At 64.6% G+C, this 15,251-nt stretch carries 15 protein-coding genes; 3 read left to right on the top strand and 12 right to left on the bottom strand.

Features of this window, described 5'->3' with window-relative positions:
- The first annotated feature begins 3 nt into the window (after positions 1-3).
- Positions 4-948, top strand: coding sequence for a type VI secretion system-associated lipoprotein TagQ (tagQ, locus tag HX881_RS25600; protein ID WP_177087461.1), 945 nt, complete (start codon positions 4-6; stop codon positions 946-948).
- A 139-nt stretch (positions 949-1,087) separates the two neighbouring features.
- Positions 1,088-1,465, top strand: coding sequence for a helicase (locus tag HX881_RS25595; RefSeq protein ID WP_083875310.1), 378 nt, complete (start codon positions 1,088-1,090; stop codon positions 1,463-1,465).
- 318 nt (positions 1,466-1,783) lie between these two features.
- Here HX881_RS25595 and HX881_RS25590 read toward each other — a convergent pair whose 3' ends face one another.
- The 6 genes from HX881_RS25590 to exbB all read right to left on the bottom strand — a co-directional run bounded on the left by HX881_RS25590 (position 1,784) and on the right by exbB (position 8,682).
- On the bottom strand, positions 1,784-3,184 hold the full coding sequence (locus HX881_RS25590; protein WP_017125562.1) for an aminoacyl-tRNA deacylase and HDOD domain-containing protein: 1,401 nt from the start codon (positions 3,182-3,184) through the stop codon (positions 1,784-1,786).
- A gap of 78 nt (positions 3,185-3,262) precedes the next feature.
- Positions 3,263-5,338: an ATP-dependent DNA helicase RecG gene (gene recG, locus HX881_RS25585; protein WP_177087244.1), complete on the bottom strand. Its 2,076-nt coding sequence runs from the start codon at positions 5,336-5,338 to the stop codon at positions 3,263-3,265.
- A 5-nt stretch (positions 5,339-5,343) separates the two neighbouring features.
- Complete coding sequence (locus tag HX881_RS25580) at positions 5,344-6,264, bottom strand: hydrogen peroxide-inducible genes activator (RefSeq protein WP_017125560.1); 921 nt, start codon at positions 6,262-6,264, stop codon at positions 5,344-5,346.
- Between the two features lie 253 nt (positions 6,265-6,517).
- Positions 6,518-7,267, bottom strand: a complete 750-nt coding sequence (locus tag HX881_RS25575) for an energy transducer TonB family protein (RefSeq protein ID WP_103032604.1) — start codon at positions 7,265-7,267, stop codon at positions 6,518-6,520.
- A complete protein-coding gene (exbD, locus tag HX881_RS25570) occupies positions 7,264-7,692 on the bottom strand; it encodes a TonB system transport protein ExbD (RefSeq protein WP_017125558.1) in 429 nt (142 codons plus the stop codon). Before exbD ends, HX881_RS25575 begins: the two co-directional genes overlap by 4 nt.
- A 6-nt stretch (positions 7,693-7,698) precedes the next feature.
- Positions 7,699-8,682: a tonB-system energizer ExbB gene (exbB, locus tag HX881_RS25565; RefSeq protein ID WP_177087242.1), complete on the bottom strand. Its 984-nt coding sequence runs from the start codon at positions 8,680-8,682 to the stop codon at positions 7,699-7,701.
- 190 nt (positions 8,683-8,872) lie between these two features.
- Between exbB and HX881_RS25560 the strand changes: the two genes are divergently transcribed.
- Complete coding sequence (locus tag HX881_RS25560; protein WP_177087240.1) at positions 8,873-9,730, top strand: SDR family oxidoreductase; 858 nt, start codon at positions 8,873-8,875, stop codon at positions 9,728-9,730.
- Between the two features lie 159 nt (positions 9,731-9,889).
- Here HX881_RS25560 and HX881_RS25555 read toward each other — a convergent pair whose 3' ends face one another.
- The 6 genes from HX881_RS25555 to HX881_RS25530 all read right to left on the bottom strand — a co-directional run bounded on the left by HX881_RS25555 (position 9,890) and on the right by HX881_RS25530 (position 15,216).
- Positions 9,890-10,627 (bottom strand): hypothetical protein, encoded by a 738-nt coding sequence (locus HX881_RS25555; protein ID WP_017125555.1) that lies wholly within the window; start codon positions 10,625-10,627, stop codon positions 9,890-9,892.
- Positions 10,628-10,705: 78 nt separating this feature from the next.
- Complete coding sequence (locus HX881_RS25550) at positions 10,706-11,086, bottom strand: RidA family protein (protein ID WP_017125554.1); 381 nt, start codon at positions 11,084-11,086, stop codon at positions 10,706-10,708.
- 36 nt (positions 11,087-11,122) lie between these two features.
- On the bottom strand, positions 11,123-13,228 hold the full coding sequence (spoT, locus tag HX881_RS25545) for a bifunctional GTP diphosphokinase/guanosine-3',5'-bis pyrophosphate 3'-pyrophosphohydrolase (RefSeq protein WP_017125553.1): 2,106 nt from the start codon (positions 13,226-13,228) through the stop codon (positions 11,123-11,125).
- Positions 13,229-13,288: 60 nt separating this feature from the next.
- The gene (gene rpoZ / locus HX881_RS25540) at positions 13,289-13,552 is read right to left on the bottom strand and encodes a DNA-directed RNA polymerase subunit omega (protein WP_010447888.1); all 264 of its coding nucleotides are present in this window, start codon (positions 13,550-13,552) and stop codon (positions 13,289-13,291) included.
- 167 nt (positions 13,553-13,719) lie between these two features.
- A complete protein-coding gene (gene gmk / locus HX881_RS25535; RefSeq protein WP_177087238.1) occupies positions 13,720-14,340 on the bottom strand; it encodes a guanylate kinase in 621 nt (206 codons plus the stop codon).
- 12 nt (positions 14,341-14,352) lie between these two features.
- Entirely contained in the window at positions 14,353-15,216 is an 864-nt protein-coding gene (locus HX881_RS25530; RefSeq protein WP_017125550.1) for a YicC/YloC family endoribonuclease, read from the bottom strand.
- Positions 15,217-15,251 lie beyond the last annotated feature (35 nt).

Below are 15,251 nucleotides of genomic sequence, written 5' to 3'. Positions count from 1 at the left end.
AACATGATTTTCTCCAGCAAACCCCTTGCTTTAACCTCCAAGTGCCGTGCCGCGCTGTGGGTTGCCGCCGGATTCAGCACCGTGCTGATGGGCGGTTGCGCCACGTCCGCGACGTCCAAGGTCGGCGCGACCACCAAGGTCGAGTACTACCCGACCTGCTACGAGCCGGTGCAGCACCTGCGCGCCACTGACTCGGACATGACCAAGTCCGTCGCCACCGGCGCGGTACTCGGTGCCCTGGGTGGCGCGGCCCTCGGCGCACTGACCGGCGACGCCGACAAGCGTGGTCGCAACGCCGCCATCGGTGCCGCCGGCGGTGCCCTCGCGGGCGGCGCGGCAGGCTACTACACCGAGAAGCAGAAGCAGATCACCGATGACAACCAGCGTATCGGTTCCTATGCCACCGATATCAACAAAAGCGCCGCCGATATCGATCGCAGCACCGCCTATGCCAGGGCTTCGCAGAGCTGCTACCAGCGTGAGTTCACCAGCCTGGTCAATGCCCGCAAGGCCAAGACCATCAACGATACCGAGGGCCGCAAGCGCCTGGCGGAAATCGTTGCCGGCCTGAAAGAGTCCAATGACCTGATCGTCGCGGTGAACGGCAAGGCCAGCGAAGACCTGAGCAACTACACCCAGGCCTACGAAAAAGACCTGCAGACCGTCGGCGTCCAGCGTACTGACGTGGTCACCGTGGCGACCGCCGATACCGCGCCCGTGGTTGCGCCGACCACCGGCAAGGGCAAGAAGCAGGTCAAGGTCGTGAAGAAGCCACCACTGCCGACCGTGCCGAAAGAAGCGGTCGCGACCGAGAAGACCATCCAGGACGCCAACGCCAAGAAAGCTGCCAGCCAGGAAGTGGCGAGCACCGGCCAGTCCCAGGTCAACAGCATGTGCAAGAACCCGGACCTGGGCGACTGGGCACCCGTGCCTTGCCCGAACGTCTGAGTGACCGGTTGGTCAATAACGTGCTGAGATAAGCAGCAAACGCCCACCGATCTTCTTGCAACGAAGCAGATCGGTGGCGTTCCCCGAACAAACCGCTACACTGCGCCGGCTATTCAATTTTTCTGCCGAGGCGCTGTGCATGAAATTCCGTTTTCTTCTCTGGGCAATGGGCCTTTTGATGGCCCGGGCCAGCCGCAATAACCCCGCGTTCCAGCAGCAACTGGCCGACAAGGCCCTGGTCTTCCAGCTGCAGACCCTGGACGGCAAGGTGGCGCGTCATTTCACGGTCAAGGACCAGCGCATCACCAGCAAGTCCGGGACTTACCCGGAGCCGGCGTTTGCCATTGCCTTCAAGGATGCCGCCTACGGCTTCGCCACGATGCAGGCGAAGAACAAGCAACTGGCGTTCATGACGGGGATTCAGGACAAGTCGATCCAGATCAAGGGAAATCCGGCACTGGTGATCTGGTTCCAGGGCCTGACGAAGTACCTCAAGCCGAAGAAAAAGAAGGCCTGATACTCATCCGCAGCCGTCTGGATCGCTTGTAGGAGCTGGCTTGCCAGCGATGATGTCAGCGCGGTCTTGCTGTCGGACCGCGTCGCCTGGATCGCCAGCAAGCCGGCTCCTACGGATGGTGTGCAGTCTGCGTGCATGTGGCGCCGACCTTGTAGGAGCTGGCTTGCCAGCGATGATGTCACCGCGGTCTCGCTGTCGGACCGCGTCGCCTGGATCGCCGGCAAGCCGGCTCCTACGGATGGCGTGCAGTCTGCTTGCATGCGGCGCCGACCTTGTGGGAGCTGGCTTGCCAGCGATGGCGATCGTCCAGGCGCCGTATCAGCCCTGGCTGAACTGCGAAGCCAGTTCGCGCAGCAGGACTTCCGCTTCCAGCACCTTGTTCACCACGTCCTCGGCCTTGTCGCGGCTCAGGCCCAGGCGGTCGAGCAGGGCGTCGGGAATCTCCTCGTCCGGCCCGGAACCGATATTGCGGCTGCGCAGCAGGCGCACGGCCAGGCACACCAGGTTCGGGTACTCGGCATAGTCGCCGTCGTAGCTCGGGTCGTGCTGGAAGCGCAGCGCGGTGGCCAGTTCGTCCGGCATGTCCCAGTAACGCATCAGCCAGGAACCGATCTGTTCGCGGCTGATGCCCAGCAGGTGTTGCTCGACATAGCTGTGGCACAGGTGCGGGTTGACCTCCAGGTGGCGGCAGATCAGCGAGAAGTGCGGCGGGAACACGTGAGCCAGCAGCAGGTAGCCGAAGTTGTGCAGCAGGCCCGCCAGGTAGGTCAGGCCGGCTTCCGGGCGCTGTGCGCGAGGCATGGCCCGGGTCAGGCCTTCGATCACCGCGGCGGTGTAGATCGATTGCTGCCAGTACGGCGTGCTGTGCTGCGGGTGGTCCTTGGGCAGGCTCAGGGTCTTGCCCAGGGCCAAGCCGAGGGCCAGGTTGATCACCAGGTCGAAACCCAGCACGCGGACGATGGCGTCTTCCACCGAGCGGATCTTGCCCGGCGAGGCGTAGTACGGCGATGCCGCCCAGCTCACCACCTGCGCGGCCAGCGCCGGGTCGGTCTCGACCACGCCGGTGATGTCGTCGATGGTCGCATCGGGATCGACCCGCAGCTTGATGATCTTCTGCGCGGTTTCCGCCAGCGGCGGGATCTCGATGGTCGCTTCCAGGCGTTGCTGGATGCGCCGGGCGGTGAAGGCCTGCACCGCCTGGGTGATTTCCTCGCGGTCATCGTCCGGGCGGTCGAGGTTCGGGCGGATGCTGCTCAGCGCTTCGCCGAAGCTGGCGGCGCTGGCCTTGGTGAGCATGCTCTTGAAGTCGTCGCTGGAGATCTCCAGCAGCAGGCCGACCTCACCGGAGTTGATCAGCACGCTGGGTTCGCGCAGCAGCTGTTCTTCGTACAGGCACGGCGAGCTGGTCAGTGCCGGCAGGCCCGGCAGCAGGTGCAGGCTGTGTTTGCCGAGCATGCGCTCCAGGCGTTCGGTCGGTACGGCCGTCAGGCGCCGACCGGTGAGTTCGGTCAGGCGGTTGAGGTCGAGCAGCTGGTTCTGCGGAAACAGGACCATGAGCGCGCCGACTGCGTCGTCGAGCAGCACTGCCTGTACCTTGCGAGCGGCCGGCAGACCAGGCAGGTCCGGGACTTCGCGGTAGTTGATGGCTAGCTTGTCGAGCAGCAGCCGGACCACAGACGGGGTGTGCGGGGTTGCATCAATGAGGGCAACTTCTGTCATGGTCTGTATCCGGTTTCCTACAATTTCACCAGTATAACCAGCTTGTCCTGGTGATTGGTCCATGAATTGTGAGGTCTATCACACTTGACCGTATTGTTGCCCATGACGCAGCCAGCGTTCCAGTAGCGGGCTGACATGTTGCGGCCAGCGGGCGAGCAGGGCCTGGGCCGCGTCGCGCACGGCGGGGAGCAGGTCGGCGTCGCGCATCAGGTCGGCTACCTTGAATTGCAGCAGGCCGGTCTGGCGCGTGCCGAGCATTTCGCCAGGGCCGCGCAGTTCCAGGTCTTTCTCGGCGATGATAAAGCCGTCGTTGGTTTCGCGCATGATGCCCAGGCGCTGGCGACCGATCTGCGACAGCGGCGGATGGTAGAGCAGCACGCAGTGGCTGGCGGCGCTGCCCCGGCCGACCCGGCCGCGCAACTGGTGCAGCTGCGCCAGGCCCAGGCGCTCGGGGTTCTCGATGATCATCAGGCTGGCGTTGGGTACGTCGACACCGACTTCGATCACGGTGGTGGCCACCAGCAGTTGCAGGTTGCCGGCCTTGAACTCGGCCATCACCGCGGCTTTTTCCGCCGGTTTCATGCGCCCGTGGATCAGCCCGACGCGCAGTTCGCCGAGGGCGGCGGTCAATTCCTCGAAGGTGGTTTCGGCCGCCTGGCAGGTCAGCTCCTCGGACTCTTCGATCAGTGTGCAGACCCAGTAGGCCTGCCGGCCCTCGGCGCAGGCGACGCGGACTCGCTCGACCACTTCGAAGCGCCGGCTGTCGGCCACCAGTACGGTGTTCACCGGCGTGCGGCCGGGGGGCAGCTCGTCGAGGATCGAGGTGTCCAGGTCGGCGTAGGCGCTCATCGCCAGAGTGCGCGGGATCGGAGTGGCGGTCATGATCAACTGGTGCGGGCACATGCGTCCGCCCACGCCTTTCTGGCGCAGGGCCAGGCGCTGCTGGACGCCGAAGCGGTGCTGTTCGTCGATGATGACTAGGGCCAGGTTCTTGAACTGTACTTCGTCCTGGAACAGCGCGTGGGTGCCGACCACCATCGGCGTGCCGCCGGCGATCTGTTCCAGGGCGGCGACGCGGGCCTTGCCCTTGAGCTTGCCGGCCAGCCAGGCGGTCTCGATGCCCAGCGGCGTCAGCCAGCGCTGGAAGTTGATGAAGTGCTGTTCGGCGAGGATCTCGGTCGGCGCCATCAGCGCCACCTGGTAGCCGGCTTCCAGGGCCTGCAGGGCGGCCAGGGCGGCGACCACGGTCTTGCCCGCGCCAACATCGCCCTGGATCAGCCGCAGCATCGGCTCGGGCTGGCTGAGGTCGTAGGCGACTTCGTTGCCGACCCGCTGCTGGGCTCCGGTGGGCGGGAATCCGAGATTGGCGAGAAACCGTTCCGGCAGCTTGCTGGCCTTGGGCAGGGCCGGCGCGCGCAGGGCCCGCAGGCTTTCGCGCAGGCGTTGCTGGGACAGCTGGTGAGTGAGCAGTTCCTCGAAGGCCAGGCGGTGCTGGGCCCAGTGATGACCGAGGGCGAGTTCCTCGACATCGGCGTCGGCCGGCGGCTGGTGCAGGTAGCGGATGGCATCGTCCAGCGGCGCCAGCTGGTAGTCGCGGGCCAGTTCCTGGGGCAGCCAGTCCGGCAGGCTGCGCGGGCCGAGCATCGCCAGGCTCTGCTGGCTCAGCAGGCGCAGGCGCTGCTGGGTCAGGCCTTCGGTCAGCGGGTAGATCGGGGTCAGGGTCTGGTCCACCGGGGGCGGTTCGTCGCCGGTCAGGGCGCGGTATTCCGGGTGGTAGATTTCCAGGCCCGAGGCGCCGGGGCGGGCCTCGCCGTAGCAGCGCACATGGGTGCCGCGCTTGAGGCCTTCCTTCTGCGCATTGCTGAAGTGGTAGAAGCGCAGGCTCAGGCTGCCGGTGCCATCGTTCAGGCGCACCAGCAGGCTGCGGCGCTTGCCCATGACCACGTCGGCACCGCTGACCACGCCCTCGATCACCGCGTCCTGGCCGGGGCGCAGGGCGCCGATGGGGACGATGCGGGTGCGGTCCTGGTAACGCAGGGGCAGGTGGAACAGGACGTCCTGGATATTCTCCAGGCCGACCTTGGCCAGTTTTTCGGCCATGGCTTCGCCGACACCCTTGAGTGCCGTGACCGACACCTGCGACAGCTCAGTCACGGCATTCAGCTCGCGACGGGCGGCTTGGCCACCGAACACAGGCGGATCGAGTCGGCGAGGATTTCAATCGCCTTGGGCCGCGGGAAGCTGGCACGCCAGGCGATGGCCACGGTGCGGAACGGTACGGGTGGCGTCAGCGGCCGGACCTCGATGACGCCGGGCGCGTAGTGATGGCTGTCCACCGCCGAGAGCGGCAGCACGGAAATACCCAGGCCGGACGCGACCATGTGGCGGATGGTTTCCAGGGAGCTGGATTCGACCGTAGTGTGCTTGGCCGCTTCGCTGCCCTTGACCAGGGTCGGGCAGGCTTCGAGGACCTGGTCGCGGAAGCAGTGGCCTTCGCCCAGCAGCAGCAGGCTCTTGTCGTTGAGCAGGGCGCTGTCGATGGTTTCCTTCTGGGTCCAGGGGTGCGAGGCCGGCATCAGCACGTAGAACGGTTCGTCGTACAGCGGCAGGGTCAGCACATCGGCTTCGTTGAACGGCAGGGCGATGATCACCGCGTCCAGTTCGCCGTTGCGCAGCTTGTCGCGCAGGATGTGGGTGAAGTTTTCCTCGATATACAACGGCATCTGCGGGGCGACCCGGTGCAGTTGCGGGATCAGGTGCGGGAACAGATAGGGGCCGACGGTGTAGATCGCGCCGACTTTCAGCGGTGCGGTCAGCTGGTTTTTCCCGGCCTGGGCCAGTTCACGGATGCCCTGGGCCTGTTCCAGGACCTTTTGTGCCTGGGCAACGATGCCTTCGCCGACCGGCGTCAGGCGCACGGCGCTCTTGCTGCGCTCGAAAATCAGCACACCGAGTTCGTCTTCCAGCTTTTTCACGCCCACCGACAGGGTCGGCTGGCTGACATGGCAGCGCTCGGCCGCGTGACCGAAGTGTTGCTCCTGGGCGAGGGTAACGATGTAGCGTAATTCTGTCAGAGTCATAGCGAGCGTCCATAAGGTTGCGGGCCAAGCATAACGGCTGCAATCGATAGACGCACGTTATCAGACGCAGGATAAGCGGCGATTGTCGTTAATTTAATGAAACGACGGGTTTGCGGGGGCGGGACGGGAGGTTCGGGAGCGATTGGCGATCAGGAAACTGTGGGAGCGGGCTTGCCCGCGAAGAGGCCCTTGAGGTCCTTGAAAGCTTCGCGGGCAAGCCCGCTCCCACATAGGTCCCGCTCCCTGTCTTGATCTAGCGGCCGCGCTTGTCGATGGAATAGACGAAGGGCGCGACAATCTCGATGCTGCCGTTGGTGAGCATGTCTGCCGGAGGCTTGGGCAGTGGCTGGGCGCGGCGGATCATTTCCAGGGTGGCCCGGTCCAGATCAGCATTGCCCGAGCGGCCCACCAGCTCGTACGAAAGTACCTTGCCTTCGGCGTCGACGACGAAGCGCAGGCGGTTCAGGCCTTCCTTGCCACGGGATTGCGCGGCGGGCGGGTACTTCTTGTATTTGCCCAGGTGCGCCAGCAGGGTGCCTTCCCAGCTCGCCTTGGCGGCGACCTGCTGTGGCGAAGGGCCGGGTGCCGGTGCGGCGGATTTCTCCGGCGGACGGTTGGTCGGCGGCTCCTCGGAAGGTTTCTCTTCCTTGGGCTTTTCCTTTTCCGGTTCCTTCTTCACTTCCGGCTTCGGTGGCTGCGGCTTGGGTTTGGGCTTGACCGGCTTGGGCACCGAGATCGTCGGCTTCGGCGCTTCGGCGAGCTTGGGCAGCGGCAGTTCTTCGACTGGTGCCGGCGGCTGCGGCGGCGTCACCACCTTGGGTGGCGCCGGAGGCGGCGGTGCGGGCGGCAACGGGGCCAGCTCGACCATCATGGCCTGCGGCGGCAGTTCGATCGGCTTGGACACCGACCAGTTCAGGGCGGCGAGAATCGCCACCGCGTGAACGCCCAGTACCAGGACCAGGCTACCGCCGTAACGCGTCAGTTTATGGCGCGTCGTGATCATTTCTTGGCTGCCGTCTCGAGTCCGACCAGGCCGACCTTCAGGTAGCCAGCGGCGCGCAGGGAATCCATGACGCGCATCAGGTCGCCGTAGTCCACGCCCTTGTCGGCCTGGAAGAAGATGGTGGTGTCTTTCTTGCCGTGGGTCTTGGCGTCCAGGGATGCGCCCAGGGACTCGGCTTTGACCTCGTCTTCGCCGAGGAACAGGCGCTGATCGGCCTTGACGCTGAGGAACACCGGCTTCTCCGGACGCGGTGCCGGCTTGGCCGTGGAGGCGGGCAGGTCGACCTTGATGTCCACGGTGGCCAGGGGCGCCGCGACCATGAAGATGATCAGCAGCACCAGCATCACGTCGATAAACGGCGTGACGTTGATTTCATGGTTCTCGGCGAGATCGTCGTCCGCGCCTTCTTTCAAATGCAAGCCCATGGCCGATTACCCTACTTTGACCACATGGGGTTGCGCGGAGCGCTCGGCGACCGGCAGGTGATCGAGGTCGCGGCTGACCAGCAGCAGGACTTCGGCCGAAGCGTCGGACACCTGGGCCTTGTAGCCGGCGATGGAGCGGGCGAAGACGTTGTAGATCACTACCGCCGGGATCGCGGCGACCAGGCCCAGGGCCGTCGCCAGCAAGGCTTCGGCGATGCCGGGGGCGACCACGGCGAGGTTGGTGGTCTGGGTCTTGGCGATGCCGATGAAGCTGTTCATGATGCCCCATACGGTACCGAACAGACCGACGAACGGCGCGGTGGAACCGATGGTGGCGAGCACGCCGGTACCGCTGCTCATGTTGCGACCGCAGGCGGCGACCAGGCGCTCCAGGCGGAAGCTGACGCGTTCCTTGATGCCTTCTTTCTCGCGGCTGTTGGCCGACAGGCGCATTTCTTCAAGCGCGTCGTGTACCAGCAGGTTGGCCAGGGTCCCTTCCCTGGCCGCCGTGGCGCTGGCTTCCTTGAGGGTGGTGGCCTTCTTCAGGTTGGCGATTTCACCGCGCAGACGGCGCTTGGCGCCCAGCAACTCGAAGCCCTTGGCGATCCAGATGGTCCAGGTGATGATCGAGGCGATGGCCAGGCCGATCATGACCAGCTTGACGATGATGTCGGCGTTCTTGTACATGCCCCAGGGCGACAGGTCGTGGCCCAGGCCCAGGGTGGTGTCTTCGACCGGCAGTACGTCGGCATCGGCCGGCGCGGCGTTTTCAGCCTGGGCCGGATCAGCGGCCACCGGAGTCACGCTGGGCGCGGCATGTTCGGCGGCAGCCGGTGCGGCAGCGGCAGGCGCGGTGTGGTTGGTCGGCTCGTCGGCGAAGGCGGCAGTCGGCGCCAGCAGCAGGCTGAACAGCAACGCAGCAATCGAACGCCAGGCGCGAGAGGGACGGTGAGACTGGGTTGGCGAGGCGGAGATTGGATTGCGTGTCATTCTGGCCGGACCTGAGCGAATTGAAAGTGGGTCTTGTCCTTCCAGGCCTCGTGGGGCCGAGAACAAATGGGTGGACATTATTGCAAGTAATTCTTGTTAACAGAAGTAATAGCGTCTCTTTTTTTCTTCCATTGCTAGCCGCTCGTCCATTCCTGAAGCTAGTCTGTGGCTCTTTTTGTGGAGGTTCCCGATGTCCGCTCCTTCTGTTCTGATTGCCGGTTGCGGTGATGTCGGCAGTCGCCTGGCCACGCAATTGCTGGCCGGCGGCTGGCAGGTGCATGGCCTGCGCCGCTCGATTTCCCGTCTGCCGGAAGGTGTTCTCGGGGTGGCGGGGGACCTGTTCGTCGAGCAGCGTCCCACCGGCTGGCCGGGTGGATCGCTGGATTACCTGGTGTATTGCGCGGCGGCCACCGATCACGATGAGGCCGGTTATCGGGCCGCCTATGTCGAAGGCCTGCGGCATGTCCTGAGTTGGCTCGGGCAGTCGGGACAGCAGCCCAGGCGCCTGCTGTTCGTCTCCAGCAGCAGTGTGTATGTGCAGCAGCAGGGCGAATGGGTCGACGAGACCTCGCCGACCGAAGCCGAGGGTTATTCCGGACGCCTGATGCTCGAGGCCGAGCAGCTGGCGCTCGACAGCGGTATCCCGGCGAGCCGGGTGCGCCTGACGGGAATCTACGGGCCGGGCCGCGAATGGCTGCTGACGCAGGTGCGCCGCGGTTATCGGGTGGCCGTCGAGCCGCCTTTATATGGCAACCGCATTCATGTCGACGACGCTGCCGGGTTGCTGGCGTTCCTGCTGGAGGCGGATCGGGCGGGCAAGGTGCTGGAGGACTGTTATATCGGCGTCGATGACGCACCGGCACCCCTGGCCGAGGTGGTGGGCTGGTTGCGCGAGTACCTGGGGGTGACCGAGTGGGATGCCGAGTCCAGCGTGCGTCGCACCGGCAGCAAGCGTTGCAGCAATGCCCGGGCGCGGGCCCTGGGTTGGGTGCCGAGGTATGCGAGCTACCGCGAGGGGTATGCGGCGATTCTCGAAGGGCGTTGCTGAAACAGGCGAGCGCAATCCCTGCGGGAGCCTTGTCGCCGCCCCCTGTCTTGCCTCGATCATTGTGGGGGCCGGCTTGCTGGCGATGGCGCTCGCATGGGCAGCGCAAGGCTCAAGGGCCTCATCGCCAGCAAGGGGCCTGCGGTTTTCAGTCGTGGAAGATTATTTCTCCAGCAACCATTGGCGGTTGCCCGGGTAAAGCTGCGGCTGTTCGTCGGCCTGGGCCGAGTTCAGTGCCTGGAAGATTTCCAGTTGCTTGCCCTTGCGCACGAAGATCCAGGCATTGCCCTTGTCACCCTGCTGCAGCCAGATGCTGTCGTTGTCGCCGCTCATGTTCGCGCAATCGCCGGCGAGGCAGAGGGCGTAGCGGTCGCTGCCGGGCAGGCCTTCGAGGCGTCCGTCCGGCAGGAATTTCACCTGGGCGCCTTCGCCGGGGCCGCTGACGATTTTCCAGTCGCCACCCATGTAAGCCGTATACAGGGCCTGTTCGAAGCTGGCGCCTACCGGCGCTTCGGCCGGCAGCTCGCTCTGGGCCCGGACGAATGTCTGCTCGGGCTCGGAGTCGCTGGCGCCCTGGATCAGCTCCTTGCCGTCGCGTACCAGGGGAGTGCCGGTGCTGCCATAGAAATCAACGTGCCACTTCTGCTTGCCGTCCGCCCGCACATGCCCTTCGGGGCGCTCGAAGCCGTTGCTGTACTTGGCCTGGCTGTTGCGGGTGTCGATATTCCATTCCAGGTTCGGCCCGTAGGTTTCCAGGGCTTCACGCAAGCTGCCCTTTTTCACGGCCGCATCGATGGCCGCCTGGTTGATCCAGGTGCCGCTGATGTCATATTTGGCGGGGTCGCTGGCGCAGCCGCCAAGCAGGAGGGCAAACACCGGGATGGCAAGCGCTTTGCGCATGGTGGAATCCTTGCAGACGAGGCTGGCGCAGTGTTGGAGGCTGCGCCAGGCAGTGCGGGGTTGTTCTGGGGTGACGGGTTATTCGATGACCAGGATCGCGTCCATCTCGACCTGCGAGCCGCGTGGCAGCGCTGCGACACCGATGGCGGCGCGGGCCGGGTACGGTTGTTCGAAGTACTTGCCCATGATCTCGTTGACCTTGGCGAAGTGGCTCAGGTCGGTCAGGAAGATGTTCAGCTTGACGATGTCCTTGAACGAACCGCCGGCCGCTTCGGCCACGGCTTTCAGGTTCTCGAAGACCTGGACGGTCTGGGCTTCGAAGCCTTCGACCAGTTCCATGGTTTTCGGGTCCAGGGGGATCTGGCCGGACATGTACACGGTGTTGCCGGCCTTGATCGCCTGGGAGTAGGTGCCGATGGCGGCCGGGGCCTTGTCGCTGCTGATAACGCTCTTGGTCATGAATGACTCCTTGTAATGTCTGGACTGTCTGGGCGGCTACGCGCGCATGCGGGTGATGCGGATCACCCCGGTCAGGGCGCGCAGTTTCTTGATCACGCGGGCCAGGTGCACGCGGTCGTGCACGCTGACCACCAGTTGGACCACGCTGATGCGGCCATCGCGTTCGTCCATGCTGATTTTCTCGATATTGCCGTCGGCCGCATTGACGCTGCTGGCCAGCAGGGCGATCAGGCCGCGCTGGTGTTCCAGCTCGACGCGCAGCTCGACGTTGAATTCGCCGGTGACATCCTTGGCCCAGGAGAGCTGGATGCATTTTTCCGGGTTGTGGCGGATTTCGCTGATATTGCGGCAGTTGTCCAGGTGCACGACCATGCCCTTGCCCGCGGACAGGTGACCGACAATCGGGTCGCCGGGGATCGGTGTGCAGCACTTGGCGTAGCTGAGCACCAGGCCTTCGGTGCCGCGAATCGCCAGCGGGCCCTCGGGGCTGGGCAGCTGTTCGCCTTCGCCGAGCAGGCGACGGGCGACCACGTAGGCCATGCGGTTGCCCAGGCCGATATCTTCCAGCAGGTCTTCGATCAGCTCCAGGCGGTACTCGTGGAGCATCATCTGGATGCGTTCGGCCGGGATCTTGTCCAGGGCGCTGTCGAAGCCGTTGAGGACCTTGTTCAGCAGGCGTTCGCCCAGGCTGATGGATTCGGAGCGGCGCTGCAGCTTCAGGGCATGGCGGATATGCGTGCGGGCCTTGCCGGTGACCACGAAGTTGAGCCACGCCGGGTTCGGCCGGGCGCCGGGGGCGCTGACGATCTCGACCGTGGAGCCGCTTTGCAGCGGTTCGGACAGCGGGGCGAGACGGCGATTGATCCGGCAGGCAATGCAGCTGTTGCCGACGTCGGTGTGCACCGCGTAGGCGAAGTCGACCGCCGTGGAGCCTTTTGGCAGCTCCATGATCCGGCCCTTGGGCGTGAAGACGTAGACCTCGTCGGGAAACAGGTCGATCTTCACGCTCTCGATGAATTCCAGGGAGTTGCCGGCACGTTGCTGCATTTCCAGCACACCCTTGACCCACTGGCGGGCGCGGGCATGGGTGCCCTTGGGCTGCTCGTCGCCGCTGGACTTGTACAGCCAGTGGGCGGCGATGCCGTTGTTGGCCATCTCTTCCATTTCGCGGGTACGGATCTGGATCTCGATCGGTACGCCGTGCATGCCGAACAGCGTCGTATGCAGCGACTGGTAGCCGTTGGCCTTGGGAATCGCGATGTAGTCCTTGAAGCGACCGGGCAGGGGCTTGTACAGATTATGGACAGCGCCGAGCACGCGATAGCAGGTGTCGACCTTGTCGACGATGATCCGGAACGCATAGACGTCCATGATCTCGTTGAAGGCCCGGCGCTTGCCGCGCATCTTGGTGTAGATGCCGTAGAGGTGTTTCTGCCGACCGCTGACCTCGCCCTGGATGCCGTCGACGGCCAGGCAGTGGCTGAGGGATTCCTCGATCTTGTTGACGATTTCCTTGCGGTTGCCCCGGGCGCGCTTGACCGCCTGGTAGATCCGCGCGGAACGCATCGGGTGCATGGCCTTGAAGCCGAGGTCTTCGAACTCGACGCGGATCGCATGCATGCCCAGCCGGTTGGCGATGGGCGCGTAGATCTCGAGGGTTTCCTTGGCGATGCGCCGGCGCTTCTCGCCGGACAGCACTTCCAGGGTGCGCATGTTGTGCAGGCGGTCGGCGAGCTTGACCAGGATCACGCGGATATCGCGAGCCATGGCCATGGCCATCTTCTGGAAGTTTTCCGCCTGGGCCTCGGCCTTGGTCTCGAAATTCATCTGGGTCAGCTTGCTGACCCCGTCGACCAGTTCGGCCACGGTCTCGCCGAACTGCGCCTGCAGCGCTTCCTTGGCGATCCCGGTGTCTTCGATCACGTCATGCAGCATCGCCGCCATCAGGCTCTGATGGTCCATGTGCATGTCGGCAAGAATATTGGCCACCGCCAGCGGATGCGTGACGTAGGCTTCGCCGCTGCGACGGCGTTGGCCATCGTGGGCTTGTTCGGCGTAGAAATACGCCCGGCGGACCAGATTGACCTGGTCGGCGCCGAGGTAGGTCGATAAGCGATCGGCGAGGGCGTCTATGCTCGGCATGAGGTTTCCCCCGGCCGAAGCCTTGTACCCTGCGCCGTGCTACGTCGACCAGGCATAGGCTTAGACGGCCTCGTTGGACTCGTCCTCGAACGCCGCGAACAGAGGTTCGTCTTCGACGATCTCTTCGTTGGCGATCATTTCGTAGCTCACCAGGCCTTCGGCGATTTCACGCAGGGCCACAACGGTAGGCTTGTCGTTTTCCCATGCCACTTTCGGCTCTTTGCCGCCGGTCGCCAGTTGACGAGCACGCTTGGTAGAGAGCATGACCAGCTCAAAACGGTTATCCACGTGTTCTAGGCAGTCTTCAACGGTTACGCGGGCCATGGTGTTCCTCGTAGCAAATGCGGTAGGCGCGCTGCCCGGATGGGCGAGCGGACTGAACAGTTTAAAAAATCACCAGCGATTAGGGAAGCGCTGATTTTTCCAGCAAACACCCGAACGCGCTACAAGTGCCAATGTAAAGCCCTCGCAGCGGTTTTGGGAAGTCCTTGTCATGCCAGCAATTGCGTCAGCAGGGCGCTGAAACGCTGCTGCTGGGGCTGCTGTTGCAACTGGTTGGCGCGGAAAATCGCCTTGAGATCGTCCAGGGCGTGGGCGAAATCGTCGTTGATGATCAGGAAATCGTATTCGACGTAGTGGCTCATTTCACTGACGGCCTCGCGCATCCGCCCTTCGATGATCTCGTCGCTGTCCTGGCCGCGGTTGGTCAGGCGCTGGCGCAGGGCGTGCTGGCTCGGCGGCAGGATGAAGATCGACCTGGCCTGGGGCATCTGCCGGCGCACCTGTTCGGCGCCTTGCCAGTCGATTTCGAGGATCAGGTCATGGCCTTCGTCCAGGGTCTGCTGCAGGTGACTCTGCGAGGTGCCATAGAGGTTGCCGAAGACTTCGGCCTGCTCGAGGAAATCGCCGTGCTCGATCATCCGCACGAACTCGGCGCGGTCGACGAAGTGGTAGTTCACCCCGTCGACTTCGCCCGGACGCATGGCGCGGGTGGTGTGCGAGACCGAGACGCGGATCTGCGGCTGGGCATCGATCAGGGCCTTGACCAGGCTGGTCTTGCCTGCGCCCGACGGTGCGGAAATGATGTAGAGGGTGCCAGTGCTGTGGGTCATGTCGGGGTAGCCTTACTCGATATTCTGTACTTGTTCGCGCATCTGCTCGATCAACACCTTGAGGTTGACCGCGGCGGTGGTGCTGCGCGGGTCGAAGGCCTTGGAGCCCAGGGTATTGGCTTCGCGGTTGAGCTCCTGCATCAGGAAGTCCAGGCGCCGGCCGGCGGCCCCGCCGGACTTGAGCACCCGGCGTACTTCGATGATATGCGTGCTCAGGCGGTCGAGTTCCTCGGCCACGTCGCTTTTCTGCGCCAGCAGGACCATTTCCTGTTCCAGGCGCAGCGGATCCAGTTCGGCCTGCATGTCGGCGAAGCGGTCGAGAACCTTCTGGCGCTGGGTGGCGAGCATTTGCGGCACCAGTTCGCGCAGGGTCAGGACATCTTCCTCGATCGAGGTCAGGCGTTCGTTGATCAGTCGGGCCAGCTCCGCGCCTTCGCGCTCGCGGCCGTTCTTCAGTTCCTTCAGGCCTTTGTTGAACAGGGCCAGGGCTTCATTGTTGAGGGCCTGCGGGTCGCTGGCGTCGGCCACCAGCACGCCGGGCCAGGCCAGCACTTCCAGCGGGTTCAGCGCGGCCGGCTGCTTGATCAGGCCGGCGACGGTCTCGGCGGCGGCGATCAGTTGCGTGGCGCGTTCGCGGTCGACCTGCAGCGGCTTGCCGGTGGTTTCCTCGGTGAAGCGCAGGGTGCATTCCAGCTTGCCCCGGGACAGGCCCTGGCGCAGGGCTTCGCGCACCGCGCCCTCGAGGTCGCGGAACGCTTCCGGCAGGCGCAGGTGCGGTTCCAGGTAACGGCTGTTGACCGAGCGCAGTTCCCAGCTCAGGGTGCCCTGGGTTCCGGCGCTTTCGACTCGGGCGAAGGCGGTCATGCTGTGGACCATGGAGGTACCTCGCTGTTCGGGCCTGCCGGCGTTGC

It is taken from the genome of Pseudomonas gingeri (genome assembly GCF_013386115.1).
In the GTDB taxonomy this organism is placed as follows: domain Bacteria; phylum Pseudomonadota; class Gammaproteobacteria; order Pseudomonadales; family Pseudomonadaceae; genus Aquipseudomonas; species Aquipseudomonas gingeri.
Note: the sequence above shows the minus strand (reverse complement) of the source record. Positions and strands in the feature narration are given on the sequence as shown.

Bases quoted from the DNA above. Each gene is read 5' to 3' on its own strand.
- spoT (WP_017125553.1), bottom strand. From the start codon at position 13,228: ATGCCGAGCATAGACGCCCTCGCCGATCGCTTATCGACCTACCTCGGC.
- tagQ (WP_177087461.1), top strand. From the start codon at position 4: ATGATTTTCTCCAGCAAACCCCTTGCTTTAACCTCCAAGTGCCGTGCC.
- HX881_RS25575 (WP_103032604.1), bottom strand. From the start codon at position 7,267: ATGATCACGACGCGCCATAAACTGACGCGTTACGGCGGTAGCCTGGTC.
- HX881_RS25530 (WP_017125550.1), bottom strand. From the start codon at position 15,216: ATGGTCCACAGCATGACCGCCTTCGCCCGAGTCGAAAGCGCCGGAACC.
- HX881_RS25555 (WP_017125555.1), bottom strand. From the start codon at position 10,627: ATGCGCAAAGCGCTTGCCATCCCGGTGTTTGCCCTCCTGCTTGGCGGC.
- HX881_RS25595 (WP_083875310.1), top strand. From the start codon at position 1,088: ATGAAATTCCGTTTTCTTCTCTGGGCAATGGGCCTTTTGATGGCCCGG.
- HX881_RS25550 (WP_017125554.1), bottom strand. From the start codon at position 11,086: ATGACCAAGAGCGTTATCAGCAGCGACAAGGCCCCGGCCGCCATCGGC.
- rpoZ (WP_010447888.1), bottom strand. From the start codon at position 13,552: ATGGCCCGCGTAACCGTTGAAGACTGCCTAGAACACGTGGATAACCGT.
- exbB (WP_177087242.1), bottom strand. From the start codon at position 8,682: ATGACACGCAATCCAATCTCCGCCTCGCCAACCCAGTCTCACCGTCCC.
- exbD (WP_017125558.1), bottom strand. From the start codon at position 7,692: ATGGGCTTGCATTTGAAAGAAGGCGCGGACGACGATCTCGCCGAGAAC.
- HX881_RS25580 (WP_017125560.1), bottom strand. From the start codon at position 6,264: ATGACTCTGACAGAATTACGCTACATCGTTACCCTCGCCCAGGAGCAA.
- HX881_RS25560 (WP_177087240.1), top strand. From the start codon at position 8,873: ATGTCCGCTCCTTCTGTTCTGATTGCCGGTTGCGGTGATGTCGGCAGT.
- gmk (WP_177087238.1), bottom strand. From the start codon at position 14,340: ATGACCCACAGCACTGGCACCCTCTACATCATTTCCGCACCGTCGGGC.
- HX881_RS25590 (WP_017125562.1), bottom strand. From the start codon at position 3,184: ATGACAGAAGTTGCCCTCATTGATGCAACCCCGCACACCCCGTCTGTG.